Source organism: Microbacterium sp. LTA6 (genome assembly GCF_045690355.1).
Taxonomy (GTDB): Bacteria; Actinomycetota; Actinomycetes; order Actinomycetales; family Microbacteriaceae; genus Microbacterium.
In genome coordinates, this window is the sequence record NZ_CP147855.1 from 1311571 (window position 1) to 1336268 (window position 24698).

The following is a 24698-nucleotide window of genomic DNA, read 5'->3' on the forward strand; positions in this document are numbered from 1 at the left end:
GTCGAACGCGACCGATCAATCCTCGGGGCGCAGAGTCACGCTGCCGGCCGAGAGCGAGACGTCGATCGTGCGCCTCGAGCTCGACGATTCTTCGACTCTGCTGTCCAGTGTTCCGGCGCTGACGTCCTGCACGATGGTGTAGTCGACGTTCGGGAGCGCCAGGTTCACCGAACCAGCGCTCACGTCGATCGTCACGGTGTCCGGCGCTGTTCCGGTGAGTTCGACCATCAGGTCGCCGGCGGAGACGGCGAGGTCTGCTTCCGTCACTCCGTCCAGTTCGATGGAGGCACGACCCGCGCTCATGTCGATGTCGAGCACATGGGCGCTGCCTTCGATGGAGAAGAATCCTGCCCCCACCTCGACGTCGAGATCACCGAAATCACCCACGGCCTCGAGGCTCCCGGCGCTGAGGGTGAACTCGGCATCGAGCTTGGTCGTGCGCAGGTTCTCCGGAAGGGTCAGGACGACGGTCTCGGGTCCACTGAACCAGTTTCCGCCGAACCACCAGCTGAACCCCGTATCAGGGCTGCGTACGATCAGGTCGTCTTCGTTGCGCTCCATCGTCCAATTCCCGCGTCCGCCGGTGACCGTCAGCTCCGCCTCTTCGACGTCGTCGAACTGCACCGTGACGTCGCTCGCACTGGCGTCGAGATCGATGCCCTCGATGCCGTCGACGTCGAGACTCTGCTCGGAGTCGGTGCGCGAGAGGTCGCTCGCGGCGGCGAAGGCGGCTGAGCCCCCGGTTCCGAGGAGGGCGATACCGCCGATCACTGCGGTCACGATCAGGATCGCTCTGGCACCGGAGGCCCGGCGCACGTCCTGCCCGTCATCTGCCGCTGATCCGGTGGTCGCCCCGGCATCCGCCGACGGAGGAGTCAGGGGAGTGGTTCCGCTCTGCAGGTTCCGATCTTCGGTACTCATCGTGCCGCTCCTGTCTGGGTGGTCGGGGGGTTGGCCCCGCCGTGATTCTCAATGTGTGCAAGGGCGGCGAGTACGCGTCGGTTTCCCGACTCGGGCTCGAGGCCCAACTTCTGGAAGATGGCCGTGATGTGCTTCTCCACACTCGCCTCGGAGAGGAAGAGCAGACCGGCGATCGACTGATTCGACTTGCCTTCGGCGATCAGCGCGAGGACCGTGCGCTCACGCTCGGTGAGCCGCAGCATCCGGTCATCCCGGTTTCGCCGTGTCAGCAGCTGAGCGACGACCTCGGGATCGAGCACCGTGGCACCGTCCGAGATCCGCTCGACCGAAGCCAGGAACTCCGAGACGTCGGCGACCCGGTCTTTGAGGAGGTACCCGAGCGGGCCTCCCTGAGCGGCGATCAGATCGCTGGCGTAGCGCTCCTCGACGTACTGCGAGAGGACGAGAAGAGGGAGCGACGGATGCGTCGACCTCAGGCCGAGTGCGGCCCTGATGCCTTCATCGGTGAACGTCGGAGGGAGGCGCACATCGAGGATGCAGAGCTCCGGGTCGGTCTCGGCCACGCTCTCGGTGAGAGCGGTCGTGTCGGGAAGCGCGGCGACCACGGTGTGACCGGCGTCTTCCAGAAGTCGTACGAGGCCCTCGCGCAGCAGGACCGAATCCTCACAGATCAGGATGCGCATGGCACATTCACCTCCAGCGACGTCGGTCCGCCCTGAGGGCTGTCCAGACGGAAGGTTCCGCCGGCGGCGAGGATGCGGTTGGCGATGCCATCGAGGCCACCGCCCGGCTGCACCTGTGCTCCACCCATCCCGTTGTCCTCGACCCGAGCCCAGAGCGTTCCGCCCTCTCGGATCCGGACGATCACCCTCGCGTCACTGGCACGGGAGTGCTTGGCCGCATTGGTCAGAGACTCCGCGATGGCGAAGTAGACAGCGGCTTCTGCGTCGCGGCTGCACCGCCCTTCCATCCGCACGTCGAGGTTCACCGGAATGTGCGAGCGCCCGGCGAGCGCCGAGAGCGCCGCATCCAGCCCGCGATCGTCCAGCACCGAGGCGTGGATGCCACGAGCGAGCTGGCGCAGTTCGGTGATCGCGGCCTTCGTTGAGGTGTGCGCCTCTTCGACGAGAGCCTTGGCCGTCGCCGGGTCTTCGTCGATCTTCTGCTGGGCGAGGCCCAAGGTCATGCCGACCGACACGAGGCGTGGCTGAACTCCGTCATGCAGGTCACGCTCGATGCGAGTGCGCTCGAGGTCGGCAGCCCGCACCGCCCCCTCGCGCTGCGCGGTGGTCGTCCTGACTCGTTCCGTGAGTTCTGCCTCGCGGCTGCGCACGACGATCGAGAAGGCGAGCACACGGTGCAGAAGCGCGAGGCCGAGGATGCCGGCGGCGGAGAAGAGCACTCCGATGATGCCGAACAGAGGCGCCCACATGGCCGGGATGCTGCCGAACGGACCGTTGACGGAGTCCACGTCGGTGAATGGAGCGAACGCGATGAACACCGACCAGATCAGGCCGGAGAACAGACGGAGCACGATCACTCCGGCGATGCAGGCGAGTGTGAAGTTCACAATGGAACGCCACATCCGCCCATCGATCGACTGTCGCCCGAGCGAGCGGATCCATCCGCTGAATCCGGTTCGTTCATTGGTCCGCCAGCGCAGGGGAGCGATATCGACGCTGTACAGCGTGCCGATACGGGCCACCTCGAACCAGCCGAGGCCGAACAGGGCGTAGACCAGGCCGACGAGGAGGATGATCCCGATGCCCGCGGCGAAGAGAAGCCCGAGTCCGGCGCCGAGGAGGCCGGTGAGCATCGTGAGAATTACTGATCCCAGCACGCCGAGTGCTGCCAGATGCAGCGTGGTGATGAACACCCGCAGCGGGAGTTTCGCCGCCTTCACCTGCGGTGGGGTCGAAGTCTGTGTCGTCATGGTTCCCAAGGTACGGCGACAGCTGACGCCGCAACACCGAGCAGACCGGAGATCAGAGTTCGGGTTATCCGGAAGGAACGACGAAGGGGCGGATGCCGCAGCATCCGCCCCTTCGCTGAAAAGAGGTCAGTTCGACATGAACCCGACGAGCAGTCCGCCCGTCACCTTCACGGCGAGGTTGTAGATTCCGGCGATCACGGCGCCGAGCACGGTGAAGACGATCAGGTTCAGGATCGAGACGACGGCGGCGAAGGCCATCACCTGGGGCAGACCCACGACTTCGGAGAGCTGGATGCTGCCGTCGGTGAAGCTCGCGACGAACTCATCGGCCTTGGGCAGGACAGTCGCCTGAACCACCAGGTAGATGAGGAAGAACGACACCATTGTGACGATCGCCAAGGCAACCGCGCCGAGGAACGACAACTTCACGGCCGACCAGAAGTCGACGTAGACCAGGCGCAGGCGAACCTGCTTGCCGCCGGTCTTGCGCGTCGACTTCTTCGCCAGCTTGTCAGCTACTGTGCTCATGCGTCTTGGCTTTCCTCAGGGGTCTGTGTGGTCTCGGTCGCGGCTGCCGCAGCATCCGCTGCTTCCTCGACTTCTTCAGCGAGGCCCCGCTCGATGTTGCGGGCAATGGCGAGGATCCGGTCGGCTTCCGTCGTCCGGGCGAAAACCACTCCCATGGTGTCTCGGCCCTTGGCGGGCACCTCGGCCACGGCAGAGCGTACCACCTTGCCGCTGGACAGAACCACCAAGACCTCGTCGTCCTCAGCGACGATCAGACCACCCGCGAGAGTGCCCCGATCATCGTGGAGTTTGGCGACCTTGATGCCGTATCCGCCGCGTCCCTGCACGCGGTATTCCTCCACCGCGGTGCGCTTGGCGTAGCCGCCGTCGGTCACCACGAACACGAACTGCCCGGGAGCGGCGACGGATGCCGAGAGCAGGCTGTCGCCTTCACGGAACTTCATTCCCTTGACGCCGGCGGTCGCACGGCCCATCGGGCGCAGCGCCTCGTCGGTCGCCTGGAAGCGCACCGACATGCCGCGACGGCTGATCAGGAGGATGTCATCCTCCTTGTTCACCATCAGCGCGCTGACGAGTTCGTCCTCCTCGTTCAGGCGGATCGCGATCACCCCGCCCTGACGGTTGGTGTCGTAGTCAGCGAGGCGGCTCTTCTTGACCAGACCGTCGCGGGTGGCCAGCACCAGGTAATCGGCGACCTGATAGTCGCGGATGTCGAGGACCTGGGCGATGCTCTCGCCGGGCTGCAGCGCGAGCAGGTTCGCGACGTGCGTGCCCTTCGCGTCGCGTCCGGACTCGGGCACCTCGTAGGTCTTGGACCGGTAGACGCGTCCCTTGTCGGTGAAGAACAGCAGCCAGTGGTGCGTCGTCGTCACGAAGAAGTGCTCGACGATGTCATCCGCCCGCAACTGCGCGCCCTTGATGCCCTTGCCGCCGCGGTGCTGCGAACGGTAGTTGTCGCTGCGCGTGCGCTTGATGTACCCGTCACGCGTGACGGTGACCACCATCTCCTCTTCGGCGATGAGGTCTTCCATCGACACGTCGCCGTCGAACCCGTGCAGGATGTGCGTGCGACGCTCGTCGCCGAAACGCTCGACGATGCCCGTGAGCTCTTCGCGGATGATGGTGCGCTGGCGCAGCTCGTCGGCGAGGATCGCCTTGTACTCGGTGATCTGCGCCTCGAGCTCGGTGGCCTGATCGATGATCTTCTGGCGTTCCAGGGCGGCCAGGCGGCGCAACTGCATCTGCAGGATGGCGTCGGCCTGGATGTCGTCGATGTCGAGGAGTTTCTGCAGTCCCTCGTTCGCCTCCTGCGTGGTCTGCGATCGGCGGATGAGCGCGATGACCTCGTCGAGAGCATCCAGCGCCTTGAGGTAGCCGCGCAGGATGTGCATGCGCTTCTCGGCCTCGTTGAGCCGGTACTGCGTGCGCCGCACGATCACTTCGATCTGGTGGGCGATCCAGTGCGTGATGAAGCCGTCGATCGCGAGCGTGCGAGGCACGCCATCGACGATCGCCAGCATGTTCGCGCCGAAGTTCTCCTGCAGCTGCGTGTGCTTGTACAGGTTGTTCAGCACGACCTTGGCGACGGCATCGCGCTTGAGCACGACGACCAGGCGCTGGCCGGTGCGGTCGGACGACTCGTCACGGATGTCGGCGATGCCGGTGATCTTGCCGTCGCGAGCGAGGTCGCCGATCTTCACCGCGACGTTGTCGGGGTTGACCTGGTACGGCAGCTCGGTGACGACCAGGCAGGTCCGGCCCTGGATCTCCTCGACGTTGACGACCGCACGCATCGTGATCGAGCCGCGACCGGTGCGGTACGCCTCGTGGATGCCCTTGGTGCCGAGAATCTGCGCGCCGGTGGGGAAGTCCGGACCGGGGACGCGCTGGATGAGGCCGTCGAGAAGCTCCTCGCGCGGGATGCCGGGATTGTCCAGCGCCCACAGTGCGGCGTCCGACACCTCGCGCAGGTTGTGCGGCGGGATGTTGGTCGCCATGCCGACCGCGATGCCGACCGAACCGTTCACGAGCAGGTTCGGGAACCGGGCCGGGAGCACCGTCGGTTCCTGGGTCTGCCCGTCGTAGTTGTCGGTGAAGTTGACCGTGTCCTCTTCGATGTCCCGCACCATCTCGAGGGCGAGCGGAGCCATCTTGGTCTCGGTGTACCGAGGGGCGGCGGCGCCCATGTTGCCGGGGGACCCGAAGTTGCCCTGTCCGAGCGCCAGCGGATACCGCAGTGACCACGGCTGCACGAGACGGACGAGGGCGTCGTAGATCGCCGAGTCACCGTGCGGGTGGTACTGCCCCATGACCTCGCCGACGATGCGGGCGCACTTCGAGAACGACTTGTCGGGGCGGAAGCCGCCGTCGTACATGCCGTAGATGACGCGGCGATGCACGGGCTTCAGCCCATCACGGACGTCGGGAAGGGCGCGGCCGACGATGACGGCCATCGCGTAGTCGAGATAGCTGCGCTGCATCTCGAACTGCAGGTCGACCTGATCGATCTTGCCGTGGTCGTGCGCCGGCTCTGGGCGGTTTTCGTCAGTCATGTGTGTGTTTCAATTCCGGTCGTTGAGCGAGCGTGGCGAGATGGACACTCGCACTCAGATGTCGAGGAAGCGGACGTCCTTGGCGTTGCGCTGGATGAAGCTACGGCGAGATTCGACGTCCTCACCCATCAGCACACTGAAGATCTCATCGGCGGCAGCAGCATCCTCGATCGTGATCTGCTGCAGGGTGCGGGTGGAGTGATCCATCGTGGTCTCCCACAGCTCCTTCGGGTTCATCTCACCGAGACCCTTGTAGCGCTGGATACCGGCATCCTTCGGGATCCGCTTGCCGTTGTCGAGGCCGTGCTTCAGTAGAGCATCGCGCTCGGCATCGCTGAAGACGTACTCGTGTGCCGAGTTCGACCACTTCAAGCGGTACAGCGGCGGCATCGCCAGGTAGACGAAGCCCGCTTCGATCAGGCCGCGCATGTAGCGGAACAGCAGTGTCAGCAGCAGCGTCGTGATGTGCTGGCCATCGACATCGGCATCGGCCATCAGCACGATCTTGTGATACCGCGCCTTCTCGATATCGAACTCCTCGCCGATACCGGTGCCGAAGGCCTGGATCATCGCCTGGACCTCTTTGTTGCCCAGCGCCTTGTCGAGGCGGGCACGCTCGACGTTCAGGATCTTGCCGCGCAGCGCCAGGATCGCCTGGGTGTGCGGATCGCGGCCCTGCACTGCGGAGCCACCTGCCGAGTCACCCTCGACGAGGAAGATCTCGCTGATCGACGGGTCCTTGCTGGTGCAGTCCTTGAGCTTGTCCGGCATCGCGGCCGACTCGAAGACGCTCTTGCGACGCGCCGTCTCACGGGCCTTGCGCGCGGCGAGACGGGCGGTGGCCGCGTCGATCGCCTTGCGGATGACGTTCTTCGCCTGCACCGGGTTGCGCTCGAACCAGTCGCCGAGCTGGTCTCCGACGACCTTCTGCACGAACGCCTTGGCCTCGGTGTTGCCGAGCTTGGTCTTCGTCTGGCCCTCGAACTGCGGCTCGCCGAGCTTGATCGAGATGACCGCTGTCAGGCCCTCACGGACATCGTCACCGGAGAGATTCTCGTCCTTCTCCTTGATGATGTTGTTCGCGCGAGCGTACTTGTTCACCAGAGTGGTCAACGCCGCGCGGAATCCCTCTTCGTGCGTACCGCCCTCGTGGGTGTTGATCGTGTTCGCGTAGGTGAACACGTTCTCGGTGTACGACGTCGTCCACTGCATCGCGACCTCGAGAGAGATCTTGCGCTCGGTGTCCTCGGTCTCGAACGCGATGATCTCGTCGTTGACGACCTCGGCGTGGCGCACCTTGTTCAGATACTCGACGTAGTCGACGAGGCCGCGCTCGTAGAGGAACACATCGCTCGGCTGCTTCTCGACGGTTGCGCCGTTCTCCTCCACCTCATAGGCGGATGCCGGACGCTCGTCCTGCAGCTCGATACGCAGGCCCTTGTTCAGGAACGCCATCTGCTGGAAGCGGGTGCGCAGCGTGTCGTAATCGAACTCGATGGTCTCGGTGAAGATCGCAGCGTCGGGCCAGAAGGTGATGACCGTTCCGGTCTCGTCGGTCTCCTCGCCCTTCTCCAGAGCCTGCTGCGGGACGCCGCCGTTCGCGAAGCTGTGGCGCCAGACGTGACCCTGGCGTTTGATCTCGACCTCGAAGCGGGTCGACAGCGCGTTCACGACCGAGGAACCGACGCCGTGCAGACCGCCGGAGACCGCGTAACCGCCGCCACCGAACTTGCCACCGGCGTGGAGGATCGTGAGCACGACCTCGACCGTCGATTTCGTCGGGTCGGAGGAGTGCGGGTCGACAGGGATGCCACGACCGTTGTCGACGACGCGCACGCCGCCGTCTTCGAGAAGGGTCACCAGGATCGAGTCGGCGTGACCGGCCATCGCCTCATCGACGGAGTTGTCGACGATCTCCTGCACGAGGTGGTGCAGACCGCGTGGTCCGGTGGAACCGATGTACATGCCGGGGCGCTTGCGGACGGCCTCAAGTCCCTCGAGGACCTGGATCTCGTCGGCACCGTATTCGCCGGGCTGCTTGGCTGGGCGCGAAGAGGCTGTGCTCGCGGATGCGGGGGTTCCCCCGGTGGTCGATTCCGTCTCGTCAGCAGGGGATTCAGGCGTCATCAGAGGGCGTTCTCCACATCGATATCACGAACTCCCATTCTAGCGGGATTTTCGTGCCTCATGCGGCTCAGCGGCCATGTGCGGCCCTGTAATCGATCCGAACCCCCTCGATGATGCCCTACCCGTAGGTATCGCGCGGGCCCCGCCCTGGAACGACTCTGGGACCCCATTTCCAGGAGGGAACGTCCGGTCCGATGAAACGGAGGTTCTCGACACCTGCGTCCGGGTACCGTCTGCCGATCTCGGTGAGGATCGTCGCGCGCATGAATTGGAGGTTCTTCGCCCACGCCGTCGAGTCGCATTTGACGGTCAGGACGCCGTTCTCCAGCGACACGGGCTCCGAGTGCTGGGCCGTGCCGGCGCCGGCGAGATCCGCCCACTGCCGCACGAGGTCTTCTCTTGCGAGCGTGATCTGCCAGCCGGAATCCCGGCTGAGCTTGTCGAGCACCGAACCGAGGGCTCCCGGATCACGGCCGGGAGTGAACGGGGCGTTGTCATCATCGTCCGCGATGCGGCGTTTGCGCTTCCACGACTTCGAGCTCGGCTTCAGTCCCCGCAGGCGCAGATACGTGGCGACGGTCTCCGGAGTTTCGGCTGCCGATGTATCAGTCATCTACTCCTCCCGGCTGGATCTCTGCGTCCATCGCAGGACGTTCGTCGCTGATGGTGCCCGCGTCGATACGGACCACGTGTGCGTGCAGCACCGCAGGGATATCCTCCTCCACCGCTGCTGTCACCACCACCTGCTCATAACCCGCGGTCAGCGCGGCCAGCCGCTGGCGACGGTCCGCATCGAGTTCGGCGAAGACATCATCGAGGATCAGCACCGGGTCGCCCGCCGGCGATTCGCTGCGCAGCAGCTCGGCCGACGCCAGTCGCAAAGCGAGCGCCACCGACCAGGACTCGCCGTGCGAGGCATAGCCCTTCACCGGGAGACCCCGCACGCGCAGGATCAGGTCGTCGCGATGAGGGCCGACCAGGGTGAGTCCTCGGTCGAGTTCCTGAGTGCGCTTCGCCTGCAGCGCGGCGCGGAACAGGTCGGCGATCTCGCCTCGGGTGTCGGATGCGGCTTCCTCGCCCTCTTCAGGATCGCCACCGCGTACGGAGAGCGCCCATTCCAGTTGCGGCTGGTGATCAGCACCGGCGATCGCCGCATAGGCGGTCGCGACCGGACCCTGCATATCGGTCGCGAGTCGCTGCCTGGCATCGATGATCTCGGAGCCGAGGGCGACGAGCTTGTCATCCCACACGTCGAGCGTGGTCAGTCCTTCACCGCGGACGCCGCGGGCGCGCGCCGACTTCAGCAGTGCGGTGCGCTGCTTGAGCACCCGGTCGTAGTCACCGAGCACGGCTGCCATGCGGGGTGTTCGCTGGATGAGCAGCTGATCGGCGAAGCGGCGTCGGGATGAGGGATCGCCGCGGACGATCTGCAGATCTTCTGGAGCGAAGAGGACGACGTGCGCATAGCGGGGGAGCTCATTGATCTTCGACGGTGAGCCGTTGATGCGCGCCTTGTTCGAGCCCTGCCGGTTGACCTGCACCTCAGCGAGAACCTTGCGCTCCCCGTGCGACAGGCGGGCGCGGATGATCGCGAACTCCTGGCCGTCGCGCACCATCGGAGCATCCGACGACACCCGGTGCGAACCGAGCGTGGCGAGGAAGACGACCGCCTCGGCGAGATTCGTCTTGCCCTGGCCGTTGCGACCGACGAGCACGTTCGGCCCCGAGTGGAGGGAGAGTTCGGCGGTCGCGTAATTGCGGAAGTCCACAAGGCTCAGGTGTTCCACAATCACGTGGTCAGCCTACCTTCGAGGTGGGACACCGGTTCCGCCGGGGACCGTGAAGGGAGGATCCCATCGCCTTCGCTTTCGCCGAAGTGAGGGGATCCTCCCGCCGACCACGCGTCGTCAGGGGAGCGGGCCGTACAGTGCCGGAGTCGTGCGGGCGTGCGTCGCCTGCTCGAACGCGTACCCCAGGCCGAGGAGCGGACCCTCGTCGAAGTCACGCCCGAGGAACTCGAGGTTCACGCCGGCGCCCGGGTTGTCTTCGCCCTCGATCGTCTGGCCCATCGGCACCGTCACCGCAGGCAGCCCGGTGTTCGGACTCAGGCGCATGTTCGTCGCCTGCGTGGTGAACGCGTTGGTGCTCGGATAGATGATCGCGTCGAGGTCCCACGCGTCCATCAGCTGCATGACGAGTTCCTTACCCGCGGCGAGCTGCAAGGAGTGCGTCCCGTTCTCACCCGCCCAGGCTTGGTAGGTCTCCTCCGAAACCGCATTGCGCGTCTGGTAGACCGGCTCCCGCGAGGTCACGTAGTTGCCGGTGGCGAGGATGTCCGTCAGAGTCCGCGCCTCGACGTCGGCACCGAGGTGAGTGGCGATGTACGTGTTGAGATCGTGCAAGAACTCGTTCGTCGACCCGGACGGCTCGGACAGGACCGCAGCGAAACCGTCTGGGGGAGTGATCTCCACCACGGTCGCTCCCTGTGCGCCAAGAACAGACGACGCCTCATCGAACAGCCGAACGGTTCCTGTCTGAGTTCCCACCATGCCTGCGATGTAGCCGATGCGCGCACCTTCCAGAGAGTTCTCGTCGAGGAATGATGTGTACGAGTCCGGAACCCGACCCTCCTGTTTCGCGGTCACAGGGTCTGCAGCGTCGATGCCGACGACGGCATCGAGGGCGACGGCCGCATCCGTGACGGATCGTGTCAGCGGTCCGCCGGTGTCCTGCGACAGTGCGAGAGGAATGATTCCGTCGCGGCTGGCAAGACCGACGGTGGGGCGCACCCCCACGAGCTGGTTGAACGACGACGGAACCCGGATGGACCCGCCGGTGTCCGTTCCGAAACCGATGCCTGCGAGGTTGGCCGCGATCGCCGCCCCGGTGCCGCCGCTGGATCCTCCCGCGCTCTTGGTGGTGTCATAGGGATTCGCGACGAGCAGGGAGGATCCCGGTGCCTGGAATGACGAGAACTCCGAGGCGAACCCGTAGGCGAACTCGTCGAGACTGGCCTTCGCGAGGATCACCGCACCCGCGGCACGCAGACCTTCGATCATCTTCGCGTCCGTGGTCGTCTGATTCTCGTTCCAGCATCCGCAACCACCCGTCGTGACCATGTCGACGGTGTCGTAGTTGTCCTTGACCGCGATCGGTATTCCGAGGAGCATGCTCGTCATGCCCTCGACCGAGCGCGTGGCATCGGCTGTCGCTGCGGCGGCAAGAGCCTGATCTCCTACCGTGATGATGGAGTTGAGTGCACGGGTTCCCCCGGGAACAATCGTGCGATCGTAGGCCGCGATCCGATCGATGTAGTGCTGGGTGAGCTCGACCGAAGTGGTCACACCCGCATTCATCGCCGCCTGCATGTCGATCACCGATGCTTCGATGATCTCGAAGGCACCGTCGTCGTAGATCATTCGATGTGAAAGTGCGACCAGATCGACGACTGTGAGGATTCCGTCGAGGTTCGTGTCCACGACGGCGAGTTCCTGCCAGCCGGCGGACGCTTCGGTGAGACCGAGCGACGCTGCAGCGAGATCGAGGTCGGCCGTGGTGACCTGCGCATCTCCGGTCAGATCGAGTTCGGTATAGAAGGGCGCGAGCATTGCAGCGTTCGCGGATTCCGATGCCGACGCGGGCGCCATCGTGAACGAGGTCGCCGCGATCGCGCAGCCGATCGTGAGAACAGTCGTGCAACGAATCGTGCGGATCTTCATTGTGGTCCTTACGCGATCGGGGGTGTGGGCGGTGCGGGCGTCGAGTGAGGTCATGACTTCACCGACCGACGACGGAGGATCAGCACGATTCCGCCTGCTGCAGCAGCCAGGGCCAGCGCCGCAGCGACGATCCACGGAGCTGCCTCCGCTCCTGTGCTCGCGAGTGGATCCGTTTCCGCGGGTGGGGGAGTCGACCCGTTCGACCCGGATCCTCCGGTGCCTCCTCCGCTGCCGGGGTCAGTGCCTCCGCCGTCATCTGCGCCGGAGATGACGGTGCTCGTATCTGCACCGGGCTCGACATCGGCGGATGCTCCTGCGGAATCGACGAGGGTTCCACTGAGCAGGGTGACTGCCGCGTCTCCCGGTGCGAGGGCCGTGAACGTCAAGGTCACGAGAGACTGGGCGCCTGACAGACCTGGTGAAGTACCCAGTCGCGTAGCCACCGCTGAGAGGACACCGTCTGCGAGCGTCGCCGATGAGAATCCTCCGACGGGGAAGACCTCGCTGCCGTCGACAAGCGCGAGGAGTGCAGGGTCGAATCCGATCGTGAGCTCGTAGGCGTAGGCGTCGACGAGGCTCTCGGCCGCGACGGTCACCGTGATCGTCTCGCCGACACTGACCTTCGGCCTGTCAGCGGTGATGGTGAGGTTGTTCTCCGGAGCGGGCTCCGTTTCGGCAGAAGCGGGGGATGCGACCCCCAGGGTCAATACGGATATGGCTGTTGCGGCGAGGAAGGTCGAGATGAGACCTCGGGCGCCGCGGATGAAGGTGTTCTCCGGCATGCGTTGCGTCTTTCGTCAGAGGAAGACGAGCGCGGCTGCACGGCTGTGGGGAGCAGCCGTGCTCTTCGGGTACGCACACTCTGACAGCGGCATGTTTCGCGCCAGGGACTCTGCGTTTCGACGATGTAAAACGAGGAGTCAACCGACGCAGGTCGCACGGCGCGTCAGCCGTTGGCGCGATGATCGCGCGACGGTGAGGGCCGACGGGTGCGGAGGATCAGCGGAGAAGAAGGTTGGGCTGCAGCAGGTACTTGAACGAATCCAGGCCGGCCTGCTCCACAGAAGTCTGGCTGGTGATCAGCACCGGGCTCAGCTTGTTCGCGTTGTCGCTCGACGTGAACGTCACGCGGACGAACTCGCTCTTCACGGCACCGAGCGCTTCGATCAGGTACTGCGGGTTGAGACCGAGAGTGACGTCGTCGCCACCGGAGAGGATCGCGTCGACCGACTCCGATGCACGAGCGTGCTCATTGCCGGACGCGTCCATCGTGACGCTTTCGCTGGTGAACGTGAACCGCAGCGGAGCGGCTCGGTCCAGCACCAGCGAGACACGGCGAACGGCCTCGACGAGGTCGGCCGTGTTCACAACCGCGTAGTGATCGGTCTGCTCGGGGAACAACCGGCGTACCGGCGGGAAGTTTCCCTTGATGAGCAGCGACGTGACGGTCTTGTTCCCCGCCGTGAACGCGATGATCTCGCGCTCACCTGCTCCGGAGAACGCGATCTGGATGGTGCCGGCGTGACCGAAGGTCTTTCCGACCTCGAGCAACGTGCGCGCCGGAACGAGGGCGGCCTGTTCGACGGCGGCGCCGTCCCACGGGATGTCGCGCAGCGACACCCGGTAGCGGTCTGTCGCGACCAGGCTCAGGCTCTGACCCGTGACTTCGAGCTGCACACCGGTGAGCACGGGAGTGACATCATCGCGCGATGCGGCGAAACCGACCTGAGCGATCGCCGTGCCGAAATCATCAGCTGGAACGACGCCGGTGGATCCGGCGACCTCGGGAATCGACGGGTATTCCTCGACCGGCATGGCCGCGAGAGTGAATCGGGCGGATCCGCAGCTGACGGTGATGCTGCCGTCGTCCTCGACTGCGATCTCGATCGGGGCGTTCGGAAGCCGGCTCGCGATGTCGGAGAGCAGACGGCCGTGAACGAGGATCGTGCCCGGAGTCTCGACCGTTGCTTCGATGGTCGTCCGCGCGGATGCTTCGTAGTCGAAGGCCGAAAGTGTGAGTCCGGAACCATCCGCCTCGATCAGCACACCGGCCAGGATCGGCTGCGGATTGCGCTGGGGCAGAAGCTTGACGACGAACGACACAGCCTCGCTGAAGACATCGCGGTTGACCTGAAACCTCACGGGTGCTCCCTTGTCGTCGTGCTCTGATGTGTCGTCATCATCCGGTCCCTGTGCAGGGCTTCCCATGCTAGCCCCACAGTCCGGCGGTTCCCTACGCCGGGGTTCCGCCGACTTCTGGTGATCGGATCGCGCTCATGAAGGGTTAACTCCTTAACGGTGTTAACCGCTGTGGATTCTGTGGATAACTCGGTGGATAGTAGTCGCGAGTAGGGAACTACACGGCTGTGACTTGTGGAATCCCTGAGGAATCCGCGGGTGCGGGTGATCCACAGCGACTGGACCAACCCCATAGTTATCCACAGGTTCTCCGTATTCACCCACATTCGTCCCGACTTGAGTCCGTCTCATCCACAAGTTATCCACATGTGCATAGAGGCATTTATCGGCGTGGCGCGGCCGTGTCGACCGACAGAAAAGGGGGGACACAGCATCCATGGGATGTCCGTGCCCCCCTCGCAGGAGTGTCATCGGGCCGCTGAGACGCGTCAGCGACGGCCGAGCTGCGTGGTGATCTCGGTGACCTGGTTGTAGATCGAGCGCCGCTCCTTCATGAGCTCGCTGATCTTCTTGTACGCGTACATCACCGTCGTGTGATCGCGGTTGCCGAACAGCTGACCGATCTTCGGCAGAGAGAGACTCGTGCGCTCCCGGCACAGGTACATGGCGATCTGACGGGCGGTGGCGATCTGTTGAGAGCGGCTCGAGCCGTACAGGTCGTCGACGGTGAGCTTGAAGTACCCCGCCGTCGCGGTGATGATGTCGGTCGGCGAGATGATGTTGTCTTCGGCCGTGTCGATGATGTCGCGGAGGACCGTCTGGGCCAGAGAGATGTCGAGCGCAGACCGGTTCAGGCTCGCGAACGCAGACACCCGGATGAGCGCCCCCTCGAGTTCGCGGATGTTCGAGGAGACGACCGTCGCGATGTACTCGAGCACCTCGTCAGGGATATGGAGCGATTCGCTCTGCGCCTTCTTGCGGAGGATCGCGATGCGGGTCTCGAGGTCAGGAGCCTGCACGTCGGTGATCAGACCCCACTCGAAGCGACTGCGCATCCGATCCTCGAAACCGGTGAGGTGCTTGGGCGCGACATCACTCGTGATCACGACCTGCTTGTTGTGATCGTGGAGAGTGTTGAAGGTGTGGAAGAACGCCTCCTGCGTCTCGGCACGGCCCTGCAGGAACTGGATGTCGTCGATCAGGAGGATGTCGACGTCGCGGTAGCGCGCCTGGAAGGCGGCGCCGCGGTTGTTCGCGATCGAGTTGATGAAGTCGTTGGTGAACTCCTCGCTGGAGACGTATCTCACCTTCACCCCGGTGTACAGCGACTGCGCGTAGTCGCCGATGGCGTGCAAAAGGTGCGTCTTACCCAGTCCGGAGTCGCCGTAGATGAAGAGAGGGTTGTACGCCTTCGCCGGCGCCTCTGCCACAGCGACCGCGGCCGCGTGCGAGAAACGGTTCGATTGGCCGATGACGAAGTTGTCGAAGGTGTACTTGGGGTTGAGTCGTGACTCGTGCCGGATGGGTGTCGGCTGCTCCATCGGCGATTCGGGGCGAGGCTGCTCCGGACGTCCGTAGTCCGCGACGGCGATCGGGGTCGTCGCCTGCTCGACGAGCTCATGATTCACGACCACCCGGTATGAGGTGACTTCCTCGCCGATGAGGGAGAGGGCTTCCATGATCGGCAGGCGCAGGCGCTTGTTGATCTGTGCGGCGGTCAGATCATTGGGGACGTCGAGGTAGAGCGTTGCGCCCATGACTCCAGCCGGAACCGCGAGGCTGAGGAACCCCTGCAGCTGCGGTGTGACTCGATCGTCATCTGCCAGGAGCTCCTGCACTGTCGTCCAGATCGGCACATCGGGCAGGGCAGGTGAGGACATGGTGCTCCGGACGCGGATCGCGGGTGGTCAAAAACGTACGGCCCCCCTGTGGATAACTTCGGATGCCACGGTAGTCACCGCAGCTGTGAACGGCAACCTGCCCAGGAGATTCCGCGCGCGTGTTGCACGCACGCGGGCGGCCGGGTTGTGGATAATGGCTGTGCGCATCGTGTCGGATGCGGTCACTCGTTGTGCGCAGATTTGCTCTGGGCGCCGTCAAGACGTACCCTTAGTCGGTTGACTTATGCCATTTTTGGCAGTTCCCCATGTCTCCGGTCGCAGTGAACCCGGTGGCAGTATTCCCGGAGTGATTCCATGAGCAAGCGCACCTTCCAGCCCAACAACCGTCGTCGCGCCAAGAAGCACGGTTTCCGTGCCCGCATGCGCACGCGTGCCGGCCGCGGCATCCTCGCGGCTCGCCGCGCGAAGGGCCGCACCGAGCTCTCCGCGTAGCCCGCTGTGCTCGCCCGCCCGTATCGATTGACCCGCGGGAGCGACTACCGACTGGTCGTTCGACGTGGGTCACGCTGTGGCGGGGCGCGCGTCGTCACCTCCATGTTGTCGACGGGCGAGAGCAGAGCCGCGCGATTCGGCTTCATCATCAGCAAGCAGGTGGGTACCGCTGTGGTGCGCAACACCGTTCGTCGACGGCTCAAAGCCGTCTGCGCGGAGGCGCTCGAGCGCGTCCCTGAGGGCACGGATGTCGTCATCCGTGCCCTTCCTGCGTCTGCTGCGGCGAGTTTCGCCGAACTGCGCGCTGATGTGGACCGCTGCCTGGGTCGACTCGCCACCGATCGGACCCTGCCATGACGGCTCTTCCCGGTTCGTCGGTCGGGACGGCACAGTTTCACGCGCACGACGTAGTTCGCAGCATCCCGCTCATCCCCCGCAATCTGGTGCTGGGGTTCTTGGCCGGCTATCGCAAGGTGATATCCCCGCTGTATGGAGATGTCTGTGCGTACTACCCGTCATGTTCCGCCTACGCTGTAGGTGCGGTGCAGCAGCATGGCGCCGGACGGGGAGCGTTGCTCTCGGCCTGGCGCATCCTGCGATGCAATCCCTGGACTCGCGGTGGCGTCGACGACGTACCGCCGCACGAACACTTCCGCCACGACTTGACCTCGAACGGTTTCGTCGTCCCTGCTCGAAAGGACTGATCGGTGGGTCTCGACCTTCTGTTCGCTAGTACCTCGCCCCCGCCGGCCGCGGGCGGGTTCGATCTGCTCAGCACCATCCTCTGGCCCCTGAAATGGGTCGTCGAGTTGGTCCTCGTCGCGTGGCACGCCCTGTTCACTGCGGTCGGGCTGCCCGCGGCATCCGGCATCACCTGGGTGCTCTCGATCGTCGGTCTCGTCATCGTCGTCCGTGCCGCTCTGATCCCGCTCTTCGTGAAGCAGATCAAGAGCCAGCGAAAGATGATGGAAATCGCTCCTGAACTGCGGAAAGTCCAGGAGAAGTACCGCGGCAAGAAGGATCAGCTCTCTCGTGAGGCCATGAGCCGCGAGACGATGGCGCTGTACAAGAAGCACGGTACGACGCCGATGTCGAGCTGTCTGCCTCTCCTGGTGCAGATGCCGATCTTCTTCGCGCTGTTCAGCGTGCTGAACGATGTGACCAAGCACGCCGGCTGGGGTGTCGGCGGTGTCGGGCTCTTGAATGCCGATCTCACGCGAGAGTTCTACGACGCCAAGGTCTTCGGTGCATCTCTGCATGAGACGCTCGGCAACGCGGTGGACGCACAGAACGTCACCGCGATCATCATCCTCGCCACCCTGGTCGTCCTCATGATCGGGTCGCAGTTCTTCACGCAGCTGCAGATCATCTCGAAGAACCTCTCCCCGGAAGCCAAGACCGGGCAGGCGTACCAGATGCAGAAGATCATGCTCTACGTGCTGCCGCTGGGCTTCATCTTCTCTGGCGTCTTCTTCCCCCTCGGCGTCGTCGTGTACTGGTTCATCTCGAACCTGTGGACCATGGGCCAGCAGTTCCTCGTCATCCGTGAGATGCCCACCCCCGGTTCTGAGGCGGCGAAGGCCCGCGAAGAGCGGCTGGCTCGCAAGGGCAAGGCGATCGATTCCTCGGGCAAGGTCGTTCCGATGTCGGTCTACGAGGCTGAGCAGCAGCGTCTGCTGGACGCGGTCGAGAAGGCGAAGGCCGAAGCACCGAAGCGTCAACAGCCGGTGGGCAAGAAGCGTGCGAAGAAGAAGGGGACCGGCTCATGACGACCGAGAGCGTGACCGAGCGGACCGAGCCGACAGTGGCCGAGTTGGAGAACGAGGGCGACATCGCCGCGGACTTCCTCGAGGAGCTGCTGGACATCGCTGACATCGACGGAGACCTCAACCTCGATGTCCGTCAGGCCCGTGCGTATGTCTCGGTCGAGGCGGAAGGAAACGGCCTCGCGCTGCTCTCCGCACCGGACACCGTCCAGGCGCTCCAGGAGATCACCCGCCTCGCCGTGCAGAACAAGACGGGGCAGTTCTCCCGGCTGATTCTCGACGTCGGCGGTTCCCGCGATGCTCGTCGTCGTCAGCTGGAGACCCTGGTGGATGCTGCGGCTGTGAAGCTCGACGAGGGAGCGTCTCAGGCGTCTCTTCCGGCGATGTCGAGCTACGAGCGCAAGCTGGTGCACGACGTCGCGGCCGAACGAGGACTCGTGTCCGAGTCGTACGGCGAGGGTGCAGACCGGCACACGGTTCTCCGTCGTCGTTGATGTTTCACGTGAAACATTCACGCGGAGCTTGTTCATGAGTGGGGTAGAAGTAGAGCCCGCCGTCGCAGCCGATCTCTTCGGGGATCGGCTCGACCTTGCACGTGCCTTCACCGATGCGCTGGCACGCGAGGGCGAGGAGCGCGGTCTCATCGGCCCGTTGGAACTGCCGCGACTGTGGACGCGGCATATTCTCAACAGTGCGATCGCGGCCCCACTGTTCTCAGGGTCCGTGGCGGACATCGGGTCTGGCGCCGGCCTCCCCGGAGTGGTGCTCGCCATCGCGCGACCTGATGTGCAGTGGACTCTCGTCGAGCCGATGGAGCGCCGCGTGACCTGGCTCAATGAGCAGGTTTCCGCTCTCGGACTCGACAACGTCGAGGTTCTGCGTGCTCGTGCCGAAGAAGTGCGCCGCCCTCAGGGCTTCGATATCGTCACCGCCCGCGCCGTCAGTGCGCTGCGTACGCTGATCCCGATCACGGCACCGCTGGTCCGCAGTGGGGGAGAGCTCATTCTCCTCAAGGGGATGAATGTGGCGAACGAGATCGACGCGGCAGAGAAGCAGATCAAGAAGTTCCGGCTTTCCGGGGTGCGCGTGGAGATTCTCGGTGAAGGTGTGCTCGAGGAGACGACGCGAGTTGTGCGGGCGGTTGTTCGCGGCTGAAGCCGGGTTGCGGTGTTTCACGTGAAACACTGAGGTGGTGGGTCGGTTGGCTTCGTCGGTGCGTTGGGCATCTTGGAGGCCGGGCTCCGGGATGCTCCCCCTCGTTCGCAGAGCGGGTTCCCTCCCGCTTCGCGGGCCCCTCCCGATGCTCACTCTGGGGACATCCCTGCGCCCTTCGTGTCGGCGATCAGAACGTTGTCCCCATCATTTGTGGGTAGTAGGGGTGGGGGCAGCGTCTCGCTGCGCTCGACGACTGCCTGCGAGGGCGGTGGATGGAGCTGCGTCTGTGCCGGTGGACGTTTCACGTGAAACATCGACATGATGGGTTGGTGGGGTACTTATCGATCGATGTGCCGGTGCGGCTGTGGCAGCGCATCGACGGCTGCGTGGATAACAGCATGGCGGTCGACGTCGTGGAATCGATCCTGGAGTCGGTGAGCATCGGATCGTGCGTGCGTGACGAAGGTTGGCGCGTCGCAGCCGCGTTTGTCGGTGAAACCGATGAGCACGGGTGGCCACCTCAAGATCATCCCTTGCCTGTAGTGCTTCAGCGTGCTCATTGGGAGTGGGTACTCACCCAGCTCGACAGGTGGATGCCGCACGAGGACGACGACGTGATCGCACAGGCGCGCGCTCTGATCCAGGAATCGCTCCACTCACCCTGATGTTTCACGTGAAACGGGCCGAAACGGGCCTGTTTCACCATGTACTCCCCGCCCTCACAGCGACCCACATGTACTGGCCAGTGTCGCGACGTTGTTTCACGTGAAACATAGACGTACTTCCTCCGGCGCAGTCGTCGAGCGCAGCGAGACGCTGATACCCCCCAGTGCCGCAACATCCCCCTGATTGCTCGCAGAATAGCCACTATCCGCAAGCCACGGAGGGCGCAGGGATGTCCCCAGAGTAAGCATCGGGAGGGGCCCGCGAAGCGGGAAGGAACCCGCTCTGCGAACGAGGGGGAGCATCCCGGAGCCCGGCCTCCAAGAAACCCGAGCCGTCTGACCAGACAAGGCGACAAGTAACGTCCCCCGTTGCGATTAGAGTGGAACGCGGCCCCGAAAGGAGTGGATGTTTCACGTGAAACAATCCGAAAAGGCATCACCGAAGAGTTCTTTCGGGATGGATACGCCGCTTGCGCGGGAACTTGCCGACCTTACTGCCCGCCGCCGTGCGTTGGAAGCCGTGAAGGTCGAGTTCACGGGGGAGACGCGTGTTCTCACCGTTTCCAACCAGAAGGGCGGGGTCGGAAAGACCACGACTGCGGTGAATATCGCGTCGGCTCTTGTGAGCCTGGGGGCGAAGGTCCTCGTCATCGACTTGGACCCGCAGGGCAACGCCTCGACCGCCCTCGGCGTCCCGCACAGCGCAGACGTTCCGAGTGTCTACGACGTCCTGATCGAGGAATTCCCGCTGGCAGACATCGTGCAGGTCAGCCCAGAGAATCCCAACCTCTTCTGCGCGCCGAGCACCATCCACCTGGCTGGGGCTGAGATCGAACTCGTCGCACAGGTCGCCCGCGAGCACCGCCTTCGTCGTGCGCTCCAGGAGTACCTCCGCGACAGTCCCGTCGACTTCGTGATCATCGACTGCCCGCCGTCGCTGGGCTTGTTGACGATCAATGCATTCACCGCGGCATCCGAGGTGTTCATCCCCATCCAGTGCGAGTACTACGCCCTGGAGGGGTTGAGCCAGCTTCTCGGTAGCATCCAGATGATCCAGAAGCACCTGAATCCGGAACTTCACCTCTCCACGATCCTGCTGACGATGTTCGATGGACGGACTCGGCTCGCGCAGCAGGTGGCTGAAGAGGTCCGCAATCACTTCCCGAGCCAGGTGCTGAACACCGTGATCCCGCGCTCGGTGCGGGTGTCGGAGGCGCCGAGCTTCGGTCAGACCGTGATCGCCTACGATGGGCAGTCCGTCGGCGCAATCGCCTATCGCGAGGCAGCCGTCGAGATCGCGTCGCGTACCGCGTCGCAGAGCAAGGAGAAATGATGGCCAAGCGCACTGGACTGGGCCGGGGGATCGGCGCACTGATCCCTACTGCAGATCAGGTGGAGCGCCCGGTGGACGTATTCTTCCCCGGCGCCAACCTCCGACCGTCCCAAGGGATCGAGGTCAACGGTCCTGACGTTCAGCCCAAGGCGGAGCTCGCGGAAGTCCCTGGCATTCACCTGGTGCAGATCGATCCCCACAAGATCGTTCCGAACCCGCGTCAGCCGCGCACGCACTTCGACACCGAAGATCTCGCCGAGCTCGTGCACAGCGTCCGCGAGTTCGGCGTGCTGCAGCCGGTGGTCGTTCGGAAGAACTCCGATGGCGAGTACGAGCTCATCATGGGGGAGCGGCGCACCCGGGCTGCGCGCGAAGCGGGGCTCGAGGCGATCCCTGCCATCGTGCGCGAGACTGCGGATGAAGATCTGCTTCGCGACGCCCTGCTCGAGAACCTGCATCGTTCCGAACTGAACCCCCTGGAAGAGGCATCCGCCTACCAGCAGCTCCTCGAGGACTTCGGAATCACCCAGGAGCAGCTGGCCACCCGCATCGGTCGCTCGCGTCCGCAGATCAGCAACACGATCCGTCTCCTGAAGCTGCCCGTGCCGGTGCAGCAGCGGGTTGCCGCGGGTGTGCTTTCGGCCGGACATGCCCGAGCCATCCTCAGTCTCCAGACACCAGAGGCGATGCAGCGGCTGGCCGACAAAGTCGTGAATGAAGATCTCTCCGTGCGCGCCACGGAGGAGGCTGCCAAGTCCCAGCCGGCCGCCGCAGGTAAGGCTCCCAAGCCCACACCGGGCGCGCGCCGTGCGTACCTCGACGAGGTGTCCGGCAAGCTCGGTGACCGCCTCAACACCCGCGTGAAGATCTCGCTTGGTGCACGCAAAGGCCAGGTCACGATTGATTTCGCCTCGATCCAGGATCTCAACCGAATCCTGAACGAGATCGGCGAAGAGGGTTACGGCAGCAGCTGAACTCCGTCTGAAACGGCGAAGCAGGGGAAGCCACCGAACGGATCGTCTCGAACGGTGGCTTCCTCTGTTGCGGTATGGCAAGGTGTTCCCCACCGGCAATGATGTCGGTGTTCTCGATCGCGGATGGAGTTGCCATGGCCGGCCACGGAGGAGCATCACCGACAGAGGAATCGATCTTCGACGATGACGATTCCTCGAAGAGCGCCGGAGTGATCCGGATCGCGATCGTCGCCGCCTTGGGAGGCTTCCTGTTCGGCTACGACAGCGCGGTGATCAACGGCGCAGTATCGGCGGTCGAGAAATCCTTCAACGCCGATCCGGTCGCCCTTGGCTTCGCTGTCGCGTCGGCTCTCATCGGGGCGGCTGTGGGTGCGCTGCTCGCGGGGCGGATCGCCGATGCGATCGGTCGCCTCGCGGTGATGAAGATCGCCGCCATCCTGTTCCTGGTCTCCGCGATCGTGACCGGGTTCGCCCCCGCTCCCGATGGGCTCTGGATCTTCGTCGTCGGACGTGTGATCGGCGGACTCGGCGTCGGCATGGCGTCGGTCATCGCCCCGGCCTACATCGCCGAGATCGCTCCGGCCCGCATCCGCGGTCGCCTCGCATCACTGCAGCAGCTCGCCATCGTCACCGGAATCTTCATCTCGCTGCTCGTCGACTTCCTCATCGCGACCGCGGCCGGCGGCTCCTCCGAGCCGTTCTGGTTCGGCCTGGACGCCTGGCGGTGGATGTTCCTGGCTATGGCGATCCCCTCGGTCATCTACGGCGGCCTCGCCCTGACCATCCCGGAATCGCCTCGATACCTCGTCGCGCAGCACCGCGTCGACGACGCCAAGGTCGTGCTCGCGCAGATGCTCGGCCCCGACAAGATCGAGACCACGATCATCCGCATCCAGCAGACCATGGAGCGCACGACGAAGCCGTCCTGGGCCGATCTGCGGACTCCGTCGGGCAAGGTCGCCGCGATCGTCTGGGTCGGACTCCTGCTGTCGGTCTTCCAGCAGTTCGTCGGTATCAACGTGATCTTCTACTACTCGAACATCCTCTGGGAGGCCGTCGGTTTCGACGAGTCGCAGGCGTTCGTGATCACCGTGATCGGTGCGATCATCAACATCCTGACGACACTGATCGCGATCGCGACGATCGACAAGTTCGGCCGCAAGCCGCTGCTGATCATCGGATCCATCGGCATGACGATCACACTGACGACGATGGCATTCATCTTCGGCACCGCACCCGTCATCGACGGCTCTCCGCATCTTGAAGGAATGGCAGGACCGATCGCGCTCGTCGCGGCGAACCTGTTCGTCGTGTCCTTCGGCATGTCGTGGGGCCCGGTGGTCTGGGTGCTCCTGGGGGAGATGTTCCCGAACCGGATGCGTGCGGCGGCGCTGTCTCTCGCCGCTGCCGGCCAATGGGTGGCGAACTGGATCATCACGGTCTCGTTCCCCGGACTCAAGGACATCTCGCTGGGCCTCGCGTACGGTCTGTACGCGACGTTCGCGCTGCTGTCGCTGCTGTTCGTCTGGAGATTCGTGCAGGAGACGAAGGGCAAGTCGTTGGAGGACATGACGGAAGGGGCGGCGGCGCCGAGAAAGCGCTGAGAATCGGGCCGGATGCTGCGAACCGCGGCATCCGCGCCCGCCCCGTTTCCGGGAGCGTTTAGGCTGGAAACGTGTCCGAATCCATCCCCCGCCGCGCGAGCCTCGAAGTGCTGCGCGCGGAAGCGGCGGATGAACTTGCCGTATTGATTCAGGAGCGCCTGCTCGGAGGCGAGGACCCGTGGGAGTTCATGGAGGACCTCCCCAGCGTGGACGAGCTCGTTGTGTATCTGCTCCGCGCCGACAACATCAATGCCAATGACGGGCTGCGCCCGAATGCCGCTCGCCACTACCGAGTGCTCCGCCAGATCGCCCTGGAGTACCCCGAGTTGACCCCCGCGGTGTGGGGACTTCTCGACGAGAAGCGCAAGCACCGACGCTGGGACCCGACGGTCGCCTCTTGAGGGCAAGGCCAGGGATGACATGTCCGGACTACTGACTCCGTACGACGCCTCCTGGCCAGAGCAGTTCGAACGCGTGGCTGCGCAGTTGCGCAGCGTCGGCGACCCGACGTGGGTGATCGAACACATCGGATCCACGTCGATACCCGGCATGCGAGCGAAGCCGATCATCGATGTGGCCGTTCGTATCCGGGACATCACGGAGTTTGAGGAGCACCGGCAGAGCCTGGAATCCTCGGGGTGGCGCGTCGGGAGCGGCGTCCGAACGCACCCGGTCATGGTCTTCGAGCAGGATGAACGTCGTGTCCAAATTGTCCACTTCTTCGCGGAGGAACAGTGGGATACCGCGAACCAACGGATCCTGCGCGATTGGCTACGCACGAATCCGGCGGACGCCGCCCACTACGAAGACGCGAAGATCGCCGCCGAGCAGGCGGCGAGGAGTGGAGCATCCACCTACAACGGAGGTAAGACCGCAGTCATTCAAGAGATCCTCGACCGGGCTCGTGCTGCTCGAGGGCTTCCTCAGGTGTCGGCCTACGACAAGTAAC

The 24698-nt window shown here is 64.5% G+C and carries 24 protein-coding genes; 12 read left to right on the top strand and 12 right to left on the bottom strand.

The window, feature by feature from the left end; all coding sequences use genetic code 11:
- Window positions 1-15: 15 nt before the first annotated feature.
- The 12 genes from LTA6_RS06160 to dnaA all read right to left on the bottom strand — a co-directional run bounded on the left by LTA6_RS06160 (window position 16) and on the right by dnaA (window position 15799).
- The gene (locus tag LTA6_RS06160; RefSeq protein ID WP_407358939.1) at window positions 16-921 is read right to left on the bottom strand and encodes a DUF4097 family beta strand repeat-containing protein; all 906 of its coding nucleotides are present in this window, start codon (window positions 919-921) and stop codon (window positions 16-18) included.
- Complete coding sequence (locus LTA6_RS06165; protein WP_341976669.1) at window positions 918-1604, bottom strand: response regulator transcription factor; 687 nt, start codon at window positions 1602-1604, stop codon at window positions 918-920. The genes LTA6_RS06160 and LTA6_RS06165 overlap by 4 nt, the downstream gene beginning before the upstream one ends.
- Window positions 1592-2854: a histidine kinase gene (locus LTA6_RS06170; RefSeq protein WP_341976670.1), complete on the bottom strand. Its 1263-nt coding sequence runs from the start codon at window positions 2852-2854 to the stop codon at window positions 1592-1594. The genes LTA6_RS06165 and LTA6_RS06170 overlap by 13 nt, the downstream gene beginning before the upstream one ends.
- Window positions 2855-2980: 126 nt before the next feature.
- On the bottom strand, window positions 2981-3382 hold the full coding sequence (locus LTA6_RS06175) for a DUF3566 domain-containing protein (protein WP_341976671.1): 402 nt from the start codon (window positions 3380-3382) through the stop codon (window positions 2981-2983).
- The gene (gyrA, locus tag LTA6_RS06180) at window positions 3379-5934 is read right to left on the bottom strand and encodes a DNA gyrase subunit A (RefSeq protein WP_407358940.1); all 2556 of its coding nucleotides are present in this window, start codon (window positions 5932-5934) and stop codon (window positions 3379-3381) included. Before gyrA ends, LTA6_RS06175 begins: the two co-directional genes overlap by 4 nt.
- A gap of 54 nt (window positions 5935-5988) precedes the next feature.
- A complete protein-coding gene (gene gyrB / locus LTA6_RS06185; protein WP_341976673.1) occupies window positions 5989-8061 on the bottom strand; it encodes a DNA topoisomerase (ATP-hydrolyzing) subunit B in 2073 nt (690 codons plus the stop codon).
- A gap of 118 nt (window positions 8062-8179) precedes the next feature.
- A complete protein-coding gene (locus tag LTA6_RS06190; protein ID WP_341976674.1) occupies window positions 8180-8674 on the bottom strand; it encodes a DciA family protein in 495 nt (164 codons plus the stop codon).
- A complete protein-coding gene (gene recF, locus LTA6_RS06195) occupies window positions 8667-9854 on the bottom strand; it encodes a DNA replication/repair protein RecF (RefSeq protein WP_407358941.1) in 1188 nt (395 codons plus the stop codon). The genes LTA6_RS06190 and recF overlap by 8 nt, the downstream gene beginning before the upstream one ends.
- A gap of 114 nt (window positions 9855-9968) precedes the next feature.
- Window positions 9969-11780, bottom strand: a complete 1812-nt coding sequence (locus tag LTA6_RS06200) for an amidase family protein (protein ID WP_407358942.1) — start codon at window positions 11778-11780, stop codon at window positions 9969-9971.
- Window positions 11781-11830: 50 nt separating this feature from the next.
- The gene (locus LTA6_RS06205; protein ID WP_407358943.1) at window positions 11831-12562 is read right to left on the bottom strand and encodes a cohesin domain-containing protein; all 732 of its coding nucleotides are present in this window, start codon (window positions 12560-12562) and stop codon (window positions 11831-11833) included.
- A 217-nt stretch (window positions 12563-12779) separates the two neighbouring features.
- Window positions 12780-13922 carry a DNA polymerase III subunit beta gene (gene dnaN, locus LTA6_RS06210; RefSeq protein ID WP_341976678.1) on the bottom strand — a complete coding sequence of 381 codons (1143 nt, stop codon included), beginning with the start codon at window positions 13920-13922 and terminating at the stop codon, window positions 12780-12782.
- 485 nt (window positions 13923-14407) lie between these two features.
- Window positions 14408-15799, bottom strand: coding sequence for a chromosomal replication initiator protein DnaA (dnaA, locus tag LTA6_RS06215; protein ID WP_407358944.1), 1392 nt, complete (start codon window positions 15797-15799; stop codon window positions 14408-14410).
- 315 nt (window positions 15800-16114) lie between these two features.
- Between dnaA and rpmH the strand changes: the two genes are divergently transcribed.
- The 12 genes from rpmH (at window position 16115) to LTA6_RS06275 (ending at window position 24697) form a co-directional block, all read left to right on the top strand.
- Entirely contained in the window at window positions 16115-16252 is a 138-nt protein-coding gene (rpmH, locus tag LTA6_RS06220; RefSeq protein WP_013584598.1) for a 50S ribosomal protein L34, read from the top strand.
- A gap of 6 nt (window positions 16253-16258) precedes the next feature.
- Entirely contained in the window at window positions 16259-16609 is a 351-nt protein-coding gene (gene rnpA, locus LTA6_RS06225; RefSeq protein ID WP_363549950.1) for a ribonuclease P protein component, read from the top strand.
- Window positions 16606-16956 carry a membrane protein insertion efficiency factor YidD gene (gene yidD, locus LTA6_RS06230; RefSeq protein ID WP_341976681.1) on the top strand — a complete coding sequence of 117 codons (351 nt, stop codon included), beginning with the start codon at window positions 16606-16608 and terminating at the stop codon, window positions 16954-16956. Before rnpA ends, yidD begins: the two co-directional genes overlap by 4 nt.
- A 3-nt stretch (window positions 16957-16959) precedes the next feature.
- Window positions 16960-18021 carry a membrane protein insertase YidC gene (yidC, locus tag LTA6_RS06235; protein WP_341976682.1) on the top strand — a complete coding sequence of 354 codons (1062 nt, stop codon included), beginning with the start codon at window positions 16960-16962 and terminating at the stop codon, window positions 18019-18021.
- A complete protein-coding gene (locus LTA6_RS06240; protein ID WP_341976683.1) occupies window positions 18018-18512 on the top strand; it encodes a R3H domain-containing nucleic acid-binding protein in 495 nt (164 codons plus the stop codon). The genes yidC and LTA6_RS06240 overlap by 4 nt, the downstream gene beginning before the upstream one ends.
- A 34-nt stretch (window positions 18513-18546) precedes the next feature.
- Complete coding sequence (gene rsmG / locus LTA6_RS06245) at window positions 18547-19173, top strand: 16S rRNA (guanine(527)-N(7))-methyltransferase RsmG (RefSeq protein WP_407358945.1); 627 nt, start codon at window positions 18547-18549, stop codon at window positions 19171-19173.
- 272 nt (window positions 19174-19445) lie between these two features.
- Window positions 19446-19838, top strand: a complete 393-nt coding sequence (locus LTA6_RS06250) for a hypothetical protein (protein WP_407358946.1) — start codon at window positions 19446-19448, stop codon at window positions 19836-19838.
- Window positions 19839-20244: 406 nt separating this feature from the next.
- Window positions 20245-21171, top strand: a complete 927-nt coding sequence (locus LTA6_RS06255) for a ParA family protein (RefSeq protein WP_407358947.1) — start codon at window positions 20245-20247, stop codon at window positions 21169-21171.
- Window positions 21171-22145 (top strand): ParB/RepB/Spo0J family partition protein, encoded by a 975-nt coding sequence (locus LTA6_RS06260; protein ID WP_341976687.1) that lies wholly within the window; start codon window positions 21171-21173, stop codon window positions 22143-22145. Before LTA6_RS06255 ends, LTA6_RS06260 begins: the two co-directional genes overlap by 1 nt.
- Window positions 22146-22279: 134 nt before the next feature.
- Entirely contained in the window at window positions 22280-23749 is a 1470-nt protein-coding gene (locus LTA6_RS06265; protein WP_407358948.1) for a sugar porter family MFS transporter, read from the top strand.
- 71 nt (window positions 23750-23820) lie between these two features.
- Window positions 23821-24150, top strand: coding sequence for a tryptophan synthase subunit alpha (locus LTA6_RS06270; RefSeq protein ID WP_341976689.1), 330 nt, complete (start codon window positions 23821-23823; stop codon window positions 24148-24150).
- Window positions 24151-24169: 19 nt separating this feature from the next.
- Window positions 24170-24697, top strand: a complete 528-nt coding sequence (locus LTA6_RS06275) for a GrpB family protein (protein ID WP_341976690.1) — start codon at window positions 24170-24172, stop codon at window positions 24695-24697.
- The last annotated feature ends 1 nt before the right edge of the window (window position 24698 follow it).